16 protein-coding genes are annotated in these 16,261 nt (G+C 54.4%); 2 read left to right on the forward strand and 14 right to left on the reverse strand.

Going from position 1 to position 16,261, the window contains the following annotated elements; translation table 11 throughout:
* The first annotated feature begins 8 nt into the window (after nucleotides 1-8).
* Together C3451_RS07795 and tatE are read left to right on the forward strand one after the other, a co-directional pair.
* Nucleotides 9-797, forward strand: a complete 789-nt coding sequence (locus C3451_RS07795; RefSeq protein WP_022647423.1) for a deaminated glutathione amidase — start codon at nucleotides 9-11, stop codon at nucleotides 795-797.
* 128 nt (nucleotides 798-925) lie between these two features.
* Nucleotides 926-1,129, forward strand: a complete 204-nt coding sequence (gene tatE / locus C3451_RS07800) for a twin-arginine translocase subunit TatE (RefSeq protein ID WP_022647424.1) — start codon at nucleotides 926-928, stop codon at nucleotides 1,127-1,129.
* An 80-nt stretch (nucleotides 1,130-1,209) separates the two neighbouring features.
* On the opposite strand, the gene lipA is transcribed toward tatE, so the two are convergent.
* From lipA to leuS, 14 genes are all read right to left on the reverse strand, one after another.
* Nucleotides 1,210-2,175 carry a lipoyl synthase gene (gene lipA / locus C3451_RS07805; protein WP_006809637.1) on the reverse strand — a complete coding sequence of 322 codons (966 nt, stop codon included), beginning with the start codon at nucleotides 2,173-2,175 and terminating at the stop codon, nucleotides 1,210-1,212.
* Nucleotides 2,176-2,381: 206 nt separating this feature from the next.
* Nucleotides 2,382-3,335 carry a YbeF family transcriptional regulator gene (locus C3451_RS07810; protein WP_124304282.1) on the reverse strand — a complete coding sequence of 318 codons (954 nt, stop codon included), beginning with the start codon at nucleotides 3,333-3,335 and terminating at the stop codon, nucleotides 2,382-2,384.
* A 291-nt stretch (nucleotides 3,336-3,626) separates the two neighbouring features.
* Nucleotides 3,627-4,268, reverse strand: coding sequence for a lipoyl(octanoyl) transferase LipB (gene lipB / locus C3451_RS07815; RefSeq protein ID WP_023299587.1), 642 nt, complete (start codon nucleotides 4,266-4,268; stop codon nucleotides 3,627-3,629).
* A gap of 93 nt (nucleotides 4,269-4,361) precedes the next feature.
* Nucleotides 4,362-4,625 (reverse strand): DUF493 family protein YbeD, encoded by a 264-nt coding sequence (ybeD, locus tag C3451_RS07820; protein WP_003858718.1) that lies wholly within the window; start codon nucleotides 4,623-4,625, stop codon nucleotides 4,362-4,364.
* Between the two features lie 107 nt (nucleotides 4,626-4,732).
* A complete protein-coding gene (gene dacA / locus C3451_RS07825) occupies nucleotides 4,733-5,944 on the reverse strand; it encodes a D-alanyl-D-alanine carboxypeptidase DacA (RefSeq protein WP_003858714.1) in 1,212 nt (403 codons plus the stop codon).
* Between the two features lie 139 nt (nucleotides 5,945-6,083).
* A complete protein-coding gene (gene rlpA / locus C3451_RS07830) occupies nucleotides 6,084-7,190 on the reverse strand; it encodes an endolytic peptidoglycan transglycosylase RlpA (RefSeq protein ID WP_023305687.1) in 1,107 nt (368 codons plus the stop codon).
* Nucleotides 7,191-7,206: 16 nt separating this feature from the next.
* Nucleotides 7,207-8,319, reverse strand: a complete 1,113-nt coding sequence (gene mrdB / locus C3451_RS07835; RefSeq protein WP_022647428.1) for a peptidoglycan glycosyltransferase MrdB — start codon at nucleotides 8,317-8,319, stop codon at nucleotides 7,207-7,209.
* Between the two features lie 2 nt (nucleotides 8,320-8,321).
* Entirely contained in the window at nucleotides 8,322-10,223 is a 1,902-nt protein-coding gene (gene mrdA / locus C3451_RS07840; protein ID WP_124304283.1) for a peptidoglycan DD-transpeptidase MrdA, read from the reverse strand.
* 28 nt (nucleotides 10,224-10,251) lie between these two features.
* Entirely contained in the window at nucleotides 10,252-10,719 is a 468-nt protein-coding gene (rlmH, locus tag C3451_RS07845) for a 23S rRNA (pseudouridine(1915)-N(3))-methyltransferase RlmH (RefSeq protein ID WP_003858701.1), read from the reverse strand.
* A gap of 3 nt (nucleotides 10,720-10,722) precedes the next feature.
* Nucleotides 10,723-11,040, reverse strand: a complete 318-nt coding sequence (gene rsfS, locus C3451_RS07850) for a ribosome silencing factor (RefSeq protein WP_003858696.1) — start codon at nucleotides 11,038-11,040, stop codon at nucleotides 10,723-10,725.
* 268 nt (nucleotides 11,041-11,308) lie between these two features.
* A complete protein-coding gene (gene nadD, locus C3451_RS07855) occupies nucleotides 11,309-11,974 on the reverse strand; it encodes a nicotinate-nucleotide adenylyltransferase (protein ID WP_023299589.1) in 666 nt (221 codons plus the stop codon).
* The gene (gene holA, locus C3451_RS07860; RefSeq protein ID WP_023305689.1) at nucleotides 11,967-12,998 is read right to left on the reverse strand and encodes a DNA polymerase III subunit delta; all 1,032 of its coding nucleotides are present in this window, start codon (nucleotides 12,996-12,998) and stop codon (nucleotides 11,967-11,969) included. The genes nadD and holA overlap by 8 nt, the downstream gene beginning before the upstream one ends.
* The gene (lptE, locus tag C3451_RS07865; RefSeq protein WP_022647432.1) at nucleotides 12,998-13,567 is read right to left on the reverse strand and encodes an LPS assembly lipoprotein LptE; all 570 of its coding nucleotides are present in this window, start codon (nucleotides 13,565-13,567) and stop codon (nucleotides 12,998-13,000) included. Before lptE ends, holA begins: the two co-directional genes overlap by 1 nt.
* 14 nt (nucleotides 13,568-13,581) lie before the next feature.
* Nucleotides 13,582-16,164, reverse strand: coding sequence for a leucine--tRNA ligase (leuS, locus tag C3451_RS07870; RefSeq protein ID WP_015571136.1), 2,583 nt, complete (start codon nucleotides 16,162-16,164; stop codon nucleotides 13,582-13,584).
* Between the last annotated feature and the right edge of the window lie 97 nt (nucleotides 16,165-16,261).

Here is a 16,261-nt window from a genome sequence, read left to right on the forward strand (position 1 = left end):
AGACAATTATGTATGTAGCAGTAGGGCAGTTTGCGGTGACGCCGGACTGGAATGAAAACGCGGACAAGTGCATCTCCCTGATGAACCAGGCGAAGCAAAAAGGGGCGGCGCTGCTGGTGCTTCCTGAAGCGTTACTGGCGCGCGATGATGGCGATCCGGACCTGTCGGTAAAGTCTGCGCAAATGCTGGAAGGGGCGTTTCTGAAACGACTGCTGGCCGAAAGCGTCGGTAACGCGCTCACCACCATTTTGACTATCCATGTTCCCTCCACGCCGGGGCGGGCGGTGAACACGCTGGTGGCGATACGTGAAGGCGCTATTGTCGCAAGCTACGCCAAACTTCATCTGTATGATGCGTTCAGCGTCCAGGAGTCGCGACTGGTCGATCCGGGGAGTGTAATTCCGCCGCTGATTGAGGTGGAGGGTTTTAAGGTTGGCCTGATGACCTGCTACGATATCCGTTTTCCGGAGCTGGCGCTGAACCTGGCACTACAGGGGGCCGAGGTGCTGGTTCTGCCCGCCGCGTGGGTCAGAGGACCGCTTAAGGAGCATCACTGGGTAACGCTACTGGCCGCACGCGCGCTGGACACCACCTGCTATGTAGTGGCTGCGGGTGAATGTGGCAATAAAAATATCGGACAGAGCAGGGTTGTCGATCCGCTGGGAGTGACCGTAGCCGCGGCGGCGGAAGCGCCTGCTTTACTGCTGACGGAGATAACGTCAGCACGAATAACGCTTGCGCGTCAGCAATTACCTGTTCTGCGCAACCGCAGGTTTGCGCCACCGCAATTAATATGATGTTTTTTTCAACAATGCTTGATTCACCTTGTTACAGATTGCTATTGTGTGCGCGCGCCTGATGACCGTTAATACGTTCAGGTTTCTTTGGCGCTGAATGCAGCCTGTTTCATGTAAAGAAGGTATTTATGGGTGAGATTAGTATTACCAAACTGCTGGTGGTTGCCGCACTGGTCGTCCTGCTGTTCGGTACCAAGAAGTTACGCACGCTGGGTGGAGACCTGGGTGCTGCCATTAAGGGCTTTAAGAAAGCAATGAACGATGACGACGCGGCAGCGAAGAAAAGTGCCGAAGATGACATCGCAGCACAGAAGCTTTCACACAAAGAGTAATGGCAATGCTGCAAGGCTTGCATAAAAAAACCGGCTCACGAGGCCGGTTTTTTGTTTTACTGTAAATAAGTTTTACAGCTTTATTTCACTTCTTCGCCCTTCGCCTGCATATCGGCGTGATAAGAGGAGCGAACAAACGGACCGCACGCAGCGTGGGTAAAGCCCATCGCCATCGCTTCGGCTTTCATTTCATCGAACTCATCCGGACTCACGTAACGCTGTACAGGCAGGTGGTGACGGCTTGGCTGTAGGTACTGGCCCAGCGTCAGCATGGTGACGCCGTGGCGACGCAGATCGCGCATCACTTCAATGATCTCAGCGTTGGTTTCACCCAGTCCCACCATCAGGCCAGACTTGGTAGGAATATGCGGATGGGCTTCTTTAAAGCGCTCCAGCAGCTTCAGCGACCAGTTGTAATCTGCACCTGGACGCACCTGACGGTAGATACGCGGTACGTTCTCCAGGTTGTGGTTGAACACGTCTGGTGGCGTCGCGGTCAGGATATCGAGCGCGCGGTCCATACGGCCACGGAAGTCCGGCACCAGCGTCTCAATCTTAATGTTCGGGCTTTTTTCGCGGATGGCGGTAATGCAGTCAGCGAAATGCTGAGCACCGCCATCGCGCAGATCGTCACGGTCAACGGAGGTGATAACAACATAACGCAGCGCCATATCGGCAATGGTCTGCGCCAGTTTTTGCGGTTCGTTAGCGTCAGGCGCAACAGGACGGCCATGGGCAACGTCACAGAACGGACAGCGGCGGGTGCAGATGGCACCCAGAATCATAAACGTCGCGGTACCGTGATTGAAACATTCAGCAAGGTTAGGGCAGGAGGCCTCTTCACAGACAGAGTGGAGGCCATTTTTGCGCATCGCCGCTTTGATCCCCTGAATACGCGAAGAGTCAGCCGGAAGTTTAATTTTCATCCATTCCGGTTTTCTTAACAGCGCCTCGCGCTCTGTAGCCACGTTTTTAACCGGGATAAGGGCCATTTTATCGGCATCGCGGTATTTAACACCGCGTTCCATCACAATGGGTTTACTCATAGCGTGCGTGTTCCAGTTGCGAATATCGAAGGAAAGCGTTTCAATTCAAGGGAATGTTGTAATTATCAACTATTTTTGAACGAACGACAGGCAGTATATCATTTAAAGGGGCGGTAAAGCAGCCTGCCAGGTCGCCAATTTGTAAAATAGTTGTTGTTTTGTGCCTTTTGCCCCGCATGCGGCAGGGCCTTACGCTGAAAGGCGGATCAAAAAGTCTGGCGGATCACATTGATGACGTTTTCCAGCACCGGATCGCGCAGGCTTAGCTTGTTGTAATGCAGTGAGATTTCAATAGATTCCGTCGTAAGTTGACTTAATGGAATGCTCTCCAGTGGCCAGCACTTTTGAAGCAAAGTGAAGAGACGCACAGGCATGATACAGAGCAAGTCGCTGCTGCCAATCAGGGCCGCGAGGGTAAACATATTGTAACTGCTAAAGCTGATCGGACGGTCCGGGAACAGTTCGTCAATACGTTGTCGCAGCGGATCCTGACCCTGTCCTTCGGACATAAATGTCGCATGTTCGTAATGGCGCAAATTTTCTGGCGTCAAAGGTGCGCTCAACGCAGGGTGAGCCTGACGACAAACGAGCGCCAGAGTGTCGGTATAAAGTACGTTATGCCCTAACGCTCTGGCCGTAAAGCTATTGCCGTCGATGATCAGGTCCGTCTGGAATTGCGCCAGCTGTGTTTCCGGATCGGTGACGGGCACGTTGCGGATAAGCAACTGTGGCGCATGCTGTTTCACCGCCTGATAGATGGCCGGCATGACCAGAACGCCCACTGAGGGAGAGGTGCCTATGGTGATAGTTCGTTGCTTATCATAACTGCCGGTGAGATCCAGCGCGCCCAGTATTGATTCCAGACCCTGGCTGATGTACTCATGCAGATGGGTGGCGTACGCGGTTGGGGTTACGCCCTGGCCTTTACGAATAAATAACGGATCGGGAAATATCGCGCGCAATTTTTGAATTGACTGGCTAATAGCAGTGGGCGTGAGATTAAGAATTTTCGCAGCATTAACGATACCTTTATGGACATATACCGCCTCAAAAATAGTCAATAAATTGAGATCAATATTACGTAAAGTCCGAAAAATTTGCGGCTTATCTTCGCCGCTGGTTTCATTCAGGCGTTTGGCTGGTAAATTAGTAGGCTCCACGCTCTTACTCCGTATCCATTCACAATATGAATGATAGTTGAATTTATTTATTATGCTTGCAGAGATTCGTAAAGTGTTTAGTAAGTTTCCATTATTTATCGAAAACAAGCAGTTGGGTGATTGTCACGCACGTTACACGAAACCCGGCGATGGTTCTATTAAGGTTCTAATTAATATGTGACGCTAATATATGGGCGACTCGAAAATATAGAATATGCGGTTTATTGTAAAGCGTAAATGCGGTAATTAAGCAGTGGCTGGTCAAATAATTGAGCCACTGCCCGAGGTAAGTTAAGCAGCAATATATTCGTAGGTGGGATTGTTAAGCAGTGCTAAAAAGTTCTTCAGAAGCACGGGCCGGATATTGTCAGGCGTGGCGGTATCGACCCACTGGCGCATTTGCGTCATTTCCATACCGGCATACCCACATGGGTTGATGCGCTGGAAGGGGGCCAAATCCATATTGATATTCAGCGCCAGCCCGTGGAACGAGCAGCCTTTGCGGATACGCAGCCCCAGCGAACAGATCTTCATCTCTCCCACATAAACGCCCGGGGCATCGGCGCGAGGGTGAGCGTCAATATCGTACTCAGCCAGCGTATTGACCACGGTTTGCTCCAGTAAGGTCACGAGCTCACGCACGCCCAGCTTTCTGCGTTTCAGGTTAAGCAGAACATACATCACCTGCTGGCCCGGGCCGTGGTAGGTCACCTGTCCACCGCGATCGCTCTGGATCACCGGGATATCGCCCGTCATCAATAAATGTTCGGCTTTTCCTGCCTGGCCTTGAGTGAACACCGGCAGGTGTTCAACCAGCCAGATTTCATCAGGCGTGGTGTCATCGCGCCTGTCGGTAAAGTCATGCATAGCCTGAGAGACAGGCTCGTAAGGCTGTAGCCCAAGATGGCGGACAAGAATTTTATCCTGGTACAAAAGGATGTCTCCGAAGACAAGGGAGAATAGGTACGGGGAGTATATCACAGCGGGGAAGTGGGTTACCCGGCAAACCGGGTAACCGCAGAAGGACTACAGCACCATACGAACAATTTCAATATTGCCGAGCTCTTCGTACAGCGTCTCAACCTGCTCAATGTGTGTCGCAGTGATGGTGATTGAGACCGAGTGGTAGTTACCTTTGCTGCTCGGTTTGACTGATGGAGAGTAGTCGCCCGGCGCATGGCGCTGTACCACTTCAACCACCTGATCAACCAGCTCAGGTTTCGCCAGACCCATTACTTTGTAAGTAAAAGGGGTAGGGAATTCAAGCAGTTCGTTAAGTTTGGTTTTCATGTCAGCTCCGGCGTGTGTATAAAAAATAATAACTCCCGCCACGGGGCGGGAGTTTTACTGATACGTAGTATATGGGGATCAAAATCACACTTTCAAGTGTTCAATTTTTAACCAAACCAGTGATGGAACATCAGCTTAATGTAATCAATGATTTTGCCGAAGAAATTGCCTTCAGGAATTTCCTCCAGCACCACCAGCGGGCGCTGATCGATGGTTTTGCCATCCAGCTGGAAGTTGATAGTACCCACGACCTGATTCTTTTGCAGCGGGGCGTGCAGCTCGGTGGTATTCAGCACGTAGCTGGCTTTCAGATCTTTCATACGACCGCGTGGGATCGTCAGATAGAGATCTTTGTCCACACCCAGGGAAGCACGGTCGTTATCGCCAAACCAGACAGGTTCAGAGGCAAATTCTTTACCGGCTTTCAGCGGATTCACGGTTTCGAAGAAGCGGAAGCCCCAGGTCAGCAGTTTTTTACTTTCCGTTTCGCGTCCTTTAAACGTGCGGCCTCCCATCACGGCAGAGATCAGACGCATCTGGCCTTCAGTGGCAGAAGCCACCAGGTTATAGCCGGCTTTGTCGGTGTGACCAGTTTTGATGCCGTCGACGTTCAGGCTATTGTCCCACAGCAGGCCGTTACGGTTGGTCTGACGAATGCCGTTGAAGGTGAACTCTTTCTCTTTGTAGATAGAGTACTCGTTTGGCACATCGCGGATCAGCGCCTGACCGATCAGCGCCATGTCACGCGCGGAGCTGTACTGACCTTCGGCGTCCAGGCCGTGAACGGTCTGGAAGTGGCTGTTTTTCAGGCCCAGCGCAGAGACGTAGCTGTTCATCAGGCCCACAAACGCGTCCTGGCTGCCCGCTGCAAAATCGGCCATTGCCACGCAGGCGTCGTTACCGGACTGCAAGTTGATGCCACGGATAAGCTGAGAGACCGGAACCTGCATGCCTGGCTTCAGGAACATCAGCGATGAACCTTTGAACACCGGGTTGCCGGTTGCCCACGCATCGTTACCGATAGTCACCAGATCGGTTTCTTTAAATTTACCCGCTTTCATGGCCTGGCCGATAACATAGCTGGTCATCATTTTGGTCAGGCTGGCCGGATCGCGGCGGGCATCGGCGTTCTGTTCTGCCAGAACTTTGCCGGAGTTGTAATCAATCAGGATGTAGGATTCCGCGTCGATCTGCGGAACGCCAGGGATCATGGTCTTGATGTTCAGGTCATCCGCGTGAGCTGCGGAGAACGCAGCAGCGCAAAGGGCCGTGGTCAGCGCCATGCGCTGCACAAAACGAGCAGAAAAAGTGGTCTTCATGGTCAGAACTACGACATCCGTGATGGAATTAAAAAAAGTGCCTTACTATAGCAAATGCTATACGGGCAGGCATCCGACTTTCATCATGAGAGTGTTAACGTGGTTTACACAAACTGACATTTCGGATACCACCAATTAATTACTTCGCAACAGCGATAAACGACTGGAGCTGCGCCTCGCTCTGCAAACGCTGTTGCAGGGACGCTGCCTGCGATTTGCTGGCAAACGGACCCATCTGGATACGCCATACCGCACCGTTTTGCTCAACGCGGCCTGGCACGCCAAACTGCTGGCTTAAACGCTGCTGATACTGCTCTGCACGGGCCCGATCGCTGACGGCGCCAACCTGAACCACGTAGCTGCCGCTCGCCGTCGCAGGCGCCGCAGTCTGCGTAGCAGCCGGTGCGGTCACCGGGGCGGGTTGTGTAGCGGGTGCAGCAACAACGGGCGCAGGCGCTGGGGCAGGTTCATTTGATTCAATCACGCCCGGCGCTAACGTGGTGGGTGCACCAAGGAAACCACTGCTTTTCACCGGGGCGCCTGTCGCATCTTCACTTTGTAGCGTATCGTTGCTGATGGCGTGCACTTCACCCTGCGGCTGCGCGGGCTCTGCTGGCATTGAAGCGCCCCCCATACCACCGCTTAGATCCGGGCGTGCGGGCAGGGCGTAGGTCTGTTTCGCGACCGTGGTACAGGCCGTGCCCGGGCCAGACAGCGAACCATCCTGCGCCACGATAATCGGGTCGATACGCACTTTTGTATTATTTGAGGTATTCAGACGGTCGGCTGCCGCGCGTGACAGGGAGATCACGCGATCGTTGCCGTAAGGGCCACGATCGTTGATACGTACCACGATCATCCGGCCATTCGCCAGGTTAGTGATGCGCGCATAGCTTGGAATAGGCAGTGTCGGGTGTGCCGCCGTGATCTGCATCGGATCGAAGGTTTCACCTGACGCGGTCAGATTGCTGCCTGGCTCAGCGTCATAGATGGCAGCAAAGCCGGCCTGGCTGAAACGGGAAGGATCCTGAACGATTTTATAGCTTTTACCGTCGCGCTGATAATCCTGATTCACGCTGGCGTTCAGCGGTTCATAAACGGGATCGGCACCGCTAATTTCAACAATCGGACCATTACAGACCGCAGGCTGCGGCGGCGCGACGGTTGCCTGTTGCTGACCATCATCACTTGTACAGGCGGCAAGTAAACTTGCTGCGATGCAGATCCCCAGCCACTGCTTACGCATTGCGATCCCCTTATTTTTATACGCTTTTGGACAACATTTTCCTGTGGGTATGGATCGACATGACGATACCAAACCCGGCCATCAACACGATCAGTGCCGAGCCCCCGTAACTCACCAGCGGCAGCGGTACGCCAACAACCGGCAGAATACCACTCACCATACCAATATTTACGAAGACATAAACGAACAAAATCAACATTAATCCACCCGCCATAACCCGGCCAAAGGTGGTCTGCGCGCGTGCGGCAATGTAGAGCCCACGCATGATCAACAGCACGTAGAGTGCAAGCAGCACCAGAATGCCAACCAGCCCTAACTCCTCAGCCAGAACGGCAAAGATAAAGTCGGTGTGGCGTTCCGGTAAAAATTCGAGCTGCGACTGTGTCCCGTGCAGCCAGCCTTTTCCGCGCAGGCCGCCGGAGCCAATCGCAATCTTCGACTGAATAATATGATAGCCTGCGCCCAGCGGATCGGTCTCGGGATCGAGCAGCATCATCACGCGCTGGCGCTGGTAATCATGCATCAGGAAGAACCAGAGAATAGGAATAAAGGCAGCCAGCAGGACCACCGCGATGCCGATCAGACGCCAGCTCAGGCCTGACAGGAACAGGACGAACAGGCCGGAGAGGGCGATGAGAATCGAGGTACCGAGGTCAGGCTGTGCGGCCACGAGCAGCGTCGGCAGGAAAATTAGCACCAGCGCAATGGCGGTATTCTTCAACGACGGCGGGCAGACGTCGCGGTTAATGAAGCGCGCCACCATCAGCGGAACGGCGATTTTGGCGATTTCTGACGGCTGGAAGCGGACAATCCCCAGATCCAGCCAGCGTTGCGCCCCCTTCGAGATAGCACCGAACGCATCTACTGCCACCAGCAAAATGATACAGAAAATATAGAGATAGGGCGCCCAGCCCTCATACACGCGCGGTGGTATTTGCGCCATCACCACCATAATGACCAGACCCATGGCGATCTGGCCAACTTTACGCTCCATCATGCCGATATCCTGGCCGCTGGCGCTCCAGATAACGAGGGCGCTGTACACCAGCAGAGCCAGCAGGATCAGCAGCATGGCAGGGTCGATGTGGATCTTGTCCCACAGCGATTTTTTATTCGGATTATCCGTCATGATTATTGGTCCTCCGCCGCAGCGGCTGCCGGGTTTTCAGCTGGCAGTTCGGTGTTGTTATCACCCAGCATGATGTGGTCGAGGATTTGACGCATGATGGTACCCACCGCCGGGCCTGCGCCGCCGTTCTCAAGAATCATCGCCACCGCAACTTGCGGGTTATCATAAGGGGCAAACGCCGTCATGAGCTTGTGGTCACGCAGACGTTCAGCAATTTTATGTGCGTTATAGGTTTCATTCGCTTTCAGACCGAAGACCTGAGCCGTACCTGATTTCGCGGCAACCTTATACGGTGCGCCAGCGAAATATTTGTGCGCCGTCCCGTTAGGGCGGTTGGCTACGCCATACATCCCGTCTTTGGCGATTTCCCAGTACCCGGAATGAATGTCACCCACCGGCGGCTCGTGCGGCTGTATCCATGGCACTTTTTTGCCGTCTTCTACGGTGCTTTGCAGCAGGTGCGGTACTTTCACAACGCCATCGTTGATGAGGATCATCATCGCCTTGTTCATTTGCAGCGGCGTTGCCGTCCAGTAGCCCTGGCCGATCCCCACCGGAATGGTATCACCCTGATACCAGGGTTTTTTAAAGCGCTTCAGCTTCCATTCGCGGGTTGGCATGTTGCCGGAACGTTCTTCCGCCAAATCTATACCGGTGTAATGTCCGTAGCCGAATTTGCTCATCCATTCAGACAGACGATCAATACCCATGTCGTAGGCGACCTGATAGAAGAAGGTATCCGCCGACTCCTCCAGTGATTTGGTCACGTTCAGATGGCCGTGACCCCATTTTTTCCAGTCACGGTAGCGTTTTTCAGAGCCAGGTAACTGCCACCAGCCAGGGTCAAACAGACTGGTATTACGGGTAATGACGCCCGCGCTCAGCGCAGAAACGGCGACATACGGTTTTACCGTTGAGGCTGGAGGATAAACCCCCTGCGTGGCGCGGTTCACCAGCGGGGTGTTTGGATCGTTGAGCAGGCCGGAGTAATCCTTGCTGGAGATGCCATCCACGAAGAGGTTCGGATCGTAGCTTGGCATAGAAACCATCGCCAGAATACCGCCGGTACGCGGGTCGGTCACGATTACGGCGGCCCGGCTACCCGCCAGCAGCGTTTCGATATACTGCTGTAGCTTCAGGTCGAGCGTCAGATAAACGTCATGTCCCGCCTGTGGGGGAACCTCTTTGAGCTGACGGATCACGCGGCCACGGTTGTTAACTTCAACCTCTTCATACCCGGTCTGACCGTGCAGGACATCTTCGTAATAACGTTCAATCCCAAGCTTGCCGATATCATGGGTTGCGGCGTAGTTAGCCAGCTTGCCGTCTTTATCAAGGCGTTCGACGTCTTTATCGTTAATTTTGGAGACGTAGCCAATGACGTGCGTCAGCGCGGAGCCGTAAGGATAGTAGCGGCGTTTATAGCCTTTGACTTCCACACCGGGGAAACGGTACTGGTTAACGGCAAAACGGGCGACCTGCACTTCCGTCAGGTTGGTTTTTACCGGAATAGAGGTGAAGCGGTGAGAACGTGCGCGCTCTTTTTTGAACGCAGCGATGTCGTCATCAGTCAGGTCGACAACGCTTCTCAGCGCGTTCAGCGTATCCTGCACGTTATCCACTTTCTCTGGCATCATCTCTATCTGGTAGATGTTGCGGTTTAGCGCCAGCGGGGTGCCGTTACGATCGTAGATAATGCCGCGGCTGGGCGCGATGGGCACCAGCTTGATACGGTTTTCGTTTGAGCGGGTCTGGTAATCGGTATAGCGGACAATTTGCAGATTATAGAGGTTGGCGATCAGCACGCCGGTAAGCAGCAAAATCCCCGTAAAGGCGACCAGCGCCCGGCGCACAAACAGCGCGGACTCAGCCGTATAGTCGCGAAAAGAATTCTGTAGTTTCATCCGCTGCTTAAATTACCCTGGTCTGTCATTACTCGCGGTGATAAGGGTGGTTGGTAGTGATGCTCCATGCGCGATACAAACTTTCTGCCACGAGAACCCGCACAAGCGGGTGGGGCAACGTCAGCGCCGAGAGTGACCAACTTTGTTCTGCTGCCGCTTTGCAGGCGGGAGATAACCCCTCTGGTCCGCCAATCAACAGACTGACATCACGACCATCCTGCTTCCAGCGCTCCAGTTCGTGCGCCAGCTGCGGCGTATCCCAGGGTTTTCCCGGGATATCGAGGGTCACGATGCGGTTTTTGCCTGCGGCAGCCAGCATCAGCTCTCCCTCTTTATCGAGAATACGTTTGATATCTGCGTTCTTGCCGCGCTTTCCTGCTGGGATCTCCACCAGTTCGAACGGCATATCTTTTGGGAAACGACGCAGATACTCAGTAAAACCGGTTTGTACCCAGTCCGGCATTTTGGTGCCGACGGCGACCAGTTGCAACTTCACGCATTAACCCCAGAGTTTTTCCAGCTCATACAGGCGACGGCTCTCTTCCTGCATGACGTGGACAATCACATCGCCGAGATCGACAACCACCCAGTCAGCGGTCGCTTCACCTTCAACGCCCAGCGGAAGCAGCCCTGCCGCGCGCGATTCCTGAACAACATGGTCAGCAATCGAAACAACGTGACGAGTTGAGGTCCCGGTGCAGATGATCATGCAGTCGGTGATGCTGGATTTACCCTTAACGTCGATAGCGATGATGTCCTGACCTTTCAGGTCATCAATTTTGTCGATAACAAAATCCTGGAGTGCTTTACCCTGCAAGTTTTCCCCCTGGGTGAATGAGATTGTACAACTATGAATTCGTGGCCAGTCAGTATACCTGAACTGACGCCAGTCGCGGGACAAATGTCACCGCCCGGCTTTTGAAGGCGGGTATCATCCCACCCTCCGCCTGAGATTGCATCGCCATTTTTGTAAAACAATTTCTGTAAAGCAGCGATCGGCGGGAAAGTCTGGCAGCGGAGGATATCAGTATGGCTTAGCCTGTCAAGGCAGGATAAACATTAACAGACAATTTCGCCGGTGATGATCAGGCATCTGTACTTTTCTGATACAAACCGTGTGCGTGGATATAGGCCAGCACGGGCGAGGGCAGGAGATCGTCACAGTCTAAACCCTGCTGGAGACGCTCGCGGATGAGGGTCGCGGAAATATCAAACCACGGCGTTTCAGCGAGGTAAATTTTCCCGGCGGGTAGACTGTGCAGGTCTTCTATATTGTCCGTCAGATGCGCGTCAAGCCACTGCTGATGCTGCGCGTCGCGCATGGTCAACGGGTAGCCCGGACGGCGGCAGACCAGCAGATGACTGTTTTCCAGAATGGTTTCGTACTGGTACCAGCTGGGAAAGTTGAGCAAGGAATCCTGGCCGATGATAAACGCCAGCGGTTGCATAGGCCCCTGCTCAGCGCGCCACTCCCGCAGCGTTTGCGATGTCCAGGAAGGGGTATCCCTGCGCAATTCGCGCTCATCCAGCGTGAAGAGAGGCTTATCTGCGATAGCCAGCGCGAGCATCGCTTTGCGCTGCTCGCTGGTTGCTTCTGGCTGAGGACGATGCGGAGGAACATTGTTGGGCATGATGATTACCCGCTGCAACCCAATCAAATTCGCGAGGATTTCTACCGGTTTAAGATGCCCATAGTGTACCGGGTCGAAGGTCCCGCCATACATTGCCTGTAAAGAATGCATATCACCCATCGATAAATACGTCTGCCAGCGCCTTATGGCAGAGCAGCAAAGAGAGGCTCTCCAGCTCCGCCCAGACAGACTGGCCGTAGTCCTGTTTTAACGTCAGTTCGGCGCGCATCAGAAGTTGCACTGCCTGACGCAACTGCTCCTGGCTCAGGCGGTTTATCGCCTCCGTGGTCATCGCCCGACGGTTCTGCCAGACGCGATGTTTATCGAATAAGGCGCGCAGGGGCGTATGTGCCGACTGACGTTTAAGGTTGTTCAGCAGCAGTAATTCGCGCTGGAGCGTGCGGAGCAGAATGATCGGCTCACTCCCTTCCAGGCGCAGCTGTTGCAGTATGTGCAGGGCTCGCTTACTTTTCGCCGACAGCAGCGCATCAACCCAGTGGAAGGGAGTAAAGTGCGCGGCATCATTCACCGCCTGTTCCACGCGCGGTAGCGTCAGCTTGCCATCGGGCCACAGTAGGGCGAGCCTGTCCAGCGCCTGCGCCAGTGCCAGAAGGTTGCCTTCATAGCAATAGCAAAGGAGCTGGCTGGCGGCATCATCCAGTTGCAGATTGTGCAGCTTTGCGCGCGCGGCAACCCATTTTGGCAGATGCGCCTGTTCTGGCGTCTGGCAGGTAACCAGTACCGCATTGGTGGCAAGCTGGGTAAACCAGGCCGCGTTTTCCTGCGCTTTCGTGAACTTGTTACCGCGTACGATAAGCAGCAGATCGCCGTGTAATAAACTCACCAGCATGGTCAGCTGTTCATTGATGGCCGCGTTAGGACCATTCTCTGGCAGCACGATCTGGATTGTCTGACGAGAGGCAAACAGGCTCATGGCCTGACAAAGCGAGAAGATAGCGTTCCAGTCGGTACTGTTATCGATCTGGAACGTATGATGCTCATCGAAACCCTGCGCGGCTGCCGCATGGCGAACCGCATCAAGGCTTTCCTGAAGTAACAGGGGGTCATTGCCGAGTAGCAGATAGGCCGCGCGCAGCCCTTCGTTGAGCTGCGCGCGGAGTTGTTCAGGATACAACCTGATCATCAGTTACCCAGCGACGTTGGCATATCCGGCGTGCTGGCATCCGGTGTTTCGATAACGTCAGCGCCTTTTTTCGTCGACGCGGCAATGGCAGGCAGTCTGCGGATCAGTTGCTCCGCGGCCTTATCATACATTTCCTTGATGATAATCTGCTGTTCGGCGTCTTTTGCCAGGGCCGTCTGCGGGTTATCGAAGAACGAGCGGTAGACTTTGGTATTGATAGGGTAAATATCTTTACCTGGCATTAAAACGGCCGCATCAACGGTAAGCACCATTTGATATTCCGCGGTTCGTCCATCCTGGAAGATCGATGCCGTGTCTTGTGACAGCGTTGATTTCAGGACGCGGAGCGAAGGAACATCCTGACGCAGGGTTCCCTTCTCGATCAGCTCAACATCGTTCAAACGCAGCTGGTTACGAATGGCCCGGCTCAGCGGTCCATTCGGATCGGATGAGTCGAAGATCATTGTTTTCATCTGAGCCGGCACTGCCGTGGTATTGCGCAGGTGCCAGCCGCAGCCAGCGGTGACCAGCACCGCCAGAGATAAGAGTATTGTTGCCAGGTGTCGCACGTTTCCTCCCGCGCTTAGCCAACGACCAGATTCAGCAGTTTACCGGGTACGTAGATCACTTTACGTACGGTAACGCCCTCAAGGTATTTCGCGACCAGATGCTCCTGGCCTGCGCGCTCGCGAACCTGTTCTTCGGTTGCGTCGACCGCGACGGTAATTTTACCGCGCACTTTACCGTTAACCTGCACCACAACCAGCGTGGTGTTTTCCACCATAGCGGATTCATCCGCCACTGGCCACGGCGCGTTGTCGATATCCCCTTCGCCTTTCAGCTCCTGCCACAGGGTGAAGCTAACGTGCGGCGTGAACGGGTTCAGCATGCGAACGACCGCCAGCAGCGCTTCGCGCATTAACGCGCGATCCTGCTCGCCGTCCTGCGGGGCTTTTGCCAGCTTGTTCATCAGTTCCATAATAGCCGCAATTGCGGTATTGAAGGTCTGACGACGACCAATATCATCGGTGACTTTCGCAATGGTTTTATGAACATCACGACGCAGCGCCTGCTGATCTTCGCTCAGTGCAGCCACGTTCAGCGCTGGCGCATCACCTTGTGAGGTGTGCTCGTAAACCAGTTTCCAGACGCGTTTCAGGAAGCGGTTTGCCCCTTCAACGCCGGATTCCTGCCATTCCAGCGTCATATCTGCCGGGGAGGCGAACATCATGAACAGACGCACGGTGTCAGCGCCGTAACGCTCAACCATCACCTGCGGGTCGATACCGTTATTTTTAGACTTGGACATCTTGCTCATGCCGGTATAAACCAGTTCATGACCTTCGGCGTCTTTCGCCTTCACGATACGGCCTTTCTCGTCGCGCTCCACAATCGCATCAACCGGAGAAACCCAGTTACGTTCACCGTTCGCGCCAACGTAGTAGAACGCATCTGCCAGCACCATACCCTGACACAGCAGCTGTTTTGCCGGTTCGTCGGAGTTGACCAGGCCTGCGTCACGCATCAGTTTGTGGAAGAAGCGGAAGTAGAGCAGGTGCATGATGGCGTGTTCAATGCCACCGATATAGATGTCTACCGGCAGCCAGTAGTTTGCAGCATCGGAATCCAGCATGCCTTCTTTGTACTGCGGGCAGGTGTAGCGCGCATAGTACCAGGAGGATTCCATAAAGGTGTCAAAGGTGTCGGTTTCACGCAGCGCTGGCTGACCGTTGACGGTGGTTTTTGCCCACTCAGGATCGGCTTTGATCGGGCTGGTGATGCCGTCCATGACCACGTCTTCCGGCAGGATCACCGGCAGCTGATCTTCCGGCGTTGGCATCACGGTGCCGTCTTCCAGGGTCACCATTGGGATTGGCGCACCCCAGTAACGCTGACGGGAAACGCCCCAGTCGCGCAGACGGTAGTTCACTTTACGCTCGCCCACGCCCAGGGAGGCCAGTTTGTCGGCGATGGCGTTGAAGCCCTCTTCGAAGCTCAGGCCGCTGAACTCACCGGAGTTAAACAGGGTGCCTTTTTCAGTCAGCGCTTGCTCAGAGAGATCGGGTTCAGAGCCGTCAGCAGCAAGAATAACAGGCTTGATGGTCAGGCCGTATTTGGTGGCAAATTCGTAGTCGCGCTGATCGTGACCCGGCACGGCCATCACGGCGCCTGTGCCGTATTCCATCAGTACGAAGTTGGCGGCCCAGACAGGTATCGCTTCGCCCGTCAGCGGGTGGATCGCTTTGAAGCCGGTATCAACGCCTTTTTTCTCCATCGTCGCCATGTCGGCTTCGGCCACTTTCGTGTTGCGGCATTCGTCGATAAAGGTCGCCAGCTCCGGATTGTTTTCCGCCGCTTTTTGCGCCAGCGGGTGACCTGCGGCCACGGCCAGGTAGGTCGCGCCCATGAAGGTGTCCGGACGGGTGGTGTAGACGGTCAGCGTCTGGTCGTAGTTTTCTACGTTAAAGGTAATTTCCACACCTTCGGAACGGCCGATCCAGTTGCGCTGCATGGTCTTAACGGTGTCAGGCCAGTGATCCAGATTATCCAGATCGTTCAGCAGTTCGTCAGCGTAGGCGGTGATTTTGATAAACCACTGCGGGATCTCTTTACGCTCTACTTTGGTGTCACAGCGCCAGCAGCAGCCATCGATAACCTGCTCGTTCGCGAGAACGGTCTGGTCGTTCGGGCACCAGTTAACGGCGGACGTTTTCTTGTAGACCAGGCCTTTTTTATACAGCTCGGTGAAGAACTTCTGCTCCCAGCGGTAGTATTCCGGGGTACAGGTTGCCAGCTCGCGGCTCCAGTCATAGCCAAAGCCCAGCATTTTCAGCTGGTTTTTCATGTACGCGATGTTGTCGTACGTCCACGGAGCCGGTGCCGTGTTGTTTTTCACCGCCGCGCCTTCAGCAGGCAGGCCGAACGCATCCCAGCCGATAGGCTGAAGTACGTTTTTGCCCAGCATACGCTGGTAGCGTGCAATCACGTCACCGATGGTGTAGTTACGCACGTGGCCCATGTGTAGTCGACCAGAAGGATAGGGAAGCATCGACAGGCAGTAATACTTCTCTTTGCTCTCGTCTTCGGTTACTTCAAAGGTGCGCTTCTCGTCCCAGTGTTGCTGGACTTTTGATTCTATCTCTTCCGGGCGGTATTGCTCTTGCATGGCAGCCAGTGGTCCTGTGTTCAATACAGCTACAAATGTAGCCAATGGATGTGGTAATTCAGATCCGCATAGCATAGCCCAAACGCCCGCGTCAAAA

The sequence above is a fragment of the Enterobacter sp. 301B genome (genome assembly GCF_003850715.1).
In the GTDB taxonomy this organism is placed as follows: Bacteria; Pseudomonadota; Gammaproteobacteria; order Enterobacterales; family Enterobacteriaceae; genus Enterobacter; species Enterobacter intestinihominis.

Bases quoted from the DNA above. Each gene is read 5' to 3' on its own strand.
- C3451_RS07795 (WP_022647423.1), top strand. From the start codon at position 9: ATGTATGTAGCAGTAGGGCAGTTTGCGGTGACGCCGGACTGGAATGAA.
- tatE (WP_022647424.1), top strand. From the start codon at position 926: ATGGGTGAGATTAGTATTACCAAACTGCTGGTGGTTGCCGCACTGGTC.
- lipA (WP_006809637.1), bottom strand. From the start codon at position 2,175: ATGAGTAAACCCATTGTGATGGAACGCGGTGTTAAATACCGCGATGCC.
- ybeD (WP_003858718.1), bottom strand. From the start codon at position 4,625: ATGAAAACCAAACTTAACGAACTGCTTGAATTCCCTACCCCTTTTACT.
- dacA (WP_003858714.1), bottom strand. From the start codon at position 5,944: ATGAAGACCACTTTTTCTGCTCGTTTTGTGCAGCGCATGGCGCTGACC.
- rlpA (WP_023305687.1), bottom strand. From the start codon at position 7,190: ATGCGTAAGCAGTGGCTGGGGATCTGCATCGCAGCAAGTTTACTTGCC.
- mrdB (WP_022647428.1), bottom strand. From the start codon at position 8,319: ATGACGGATAATCCGAATAAAAAATCGCTGTGGGACAAGATCCACATC.
- mrdA (WP_124304283.1), bottom strand. From the start codon at position 10,223: ATGAAACTACAGAATTCTTTTCGCGACTATACGGCTGAGTCCGCGCTG.
- nadD (WP_023299589.1), bottom strand. From the start codon at position 11,974: ATGGGTGATATGCATTCTTTACAGGCAATGTATGGCGGGACCTTCGAC.
- holA (WP_023305689.1), bottom strand. From the start codon at position 12,998: ATGATCAGGTTGTATCCTGAACAACTCCGCGCGCAGCTCAACGAAGGG.
- leuS (WP_015571136.1), bottom strand. From the start codon at position 16,164: ATGCAAGAGCAATACCGCCCGGAAGAGATAGAATCAAAAGTCCAGCAA.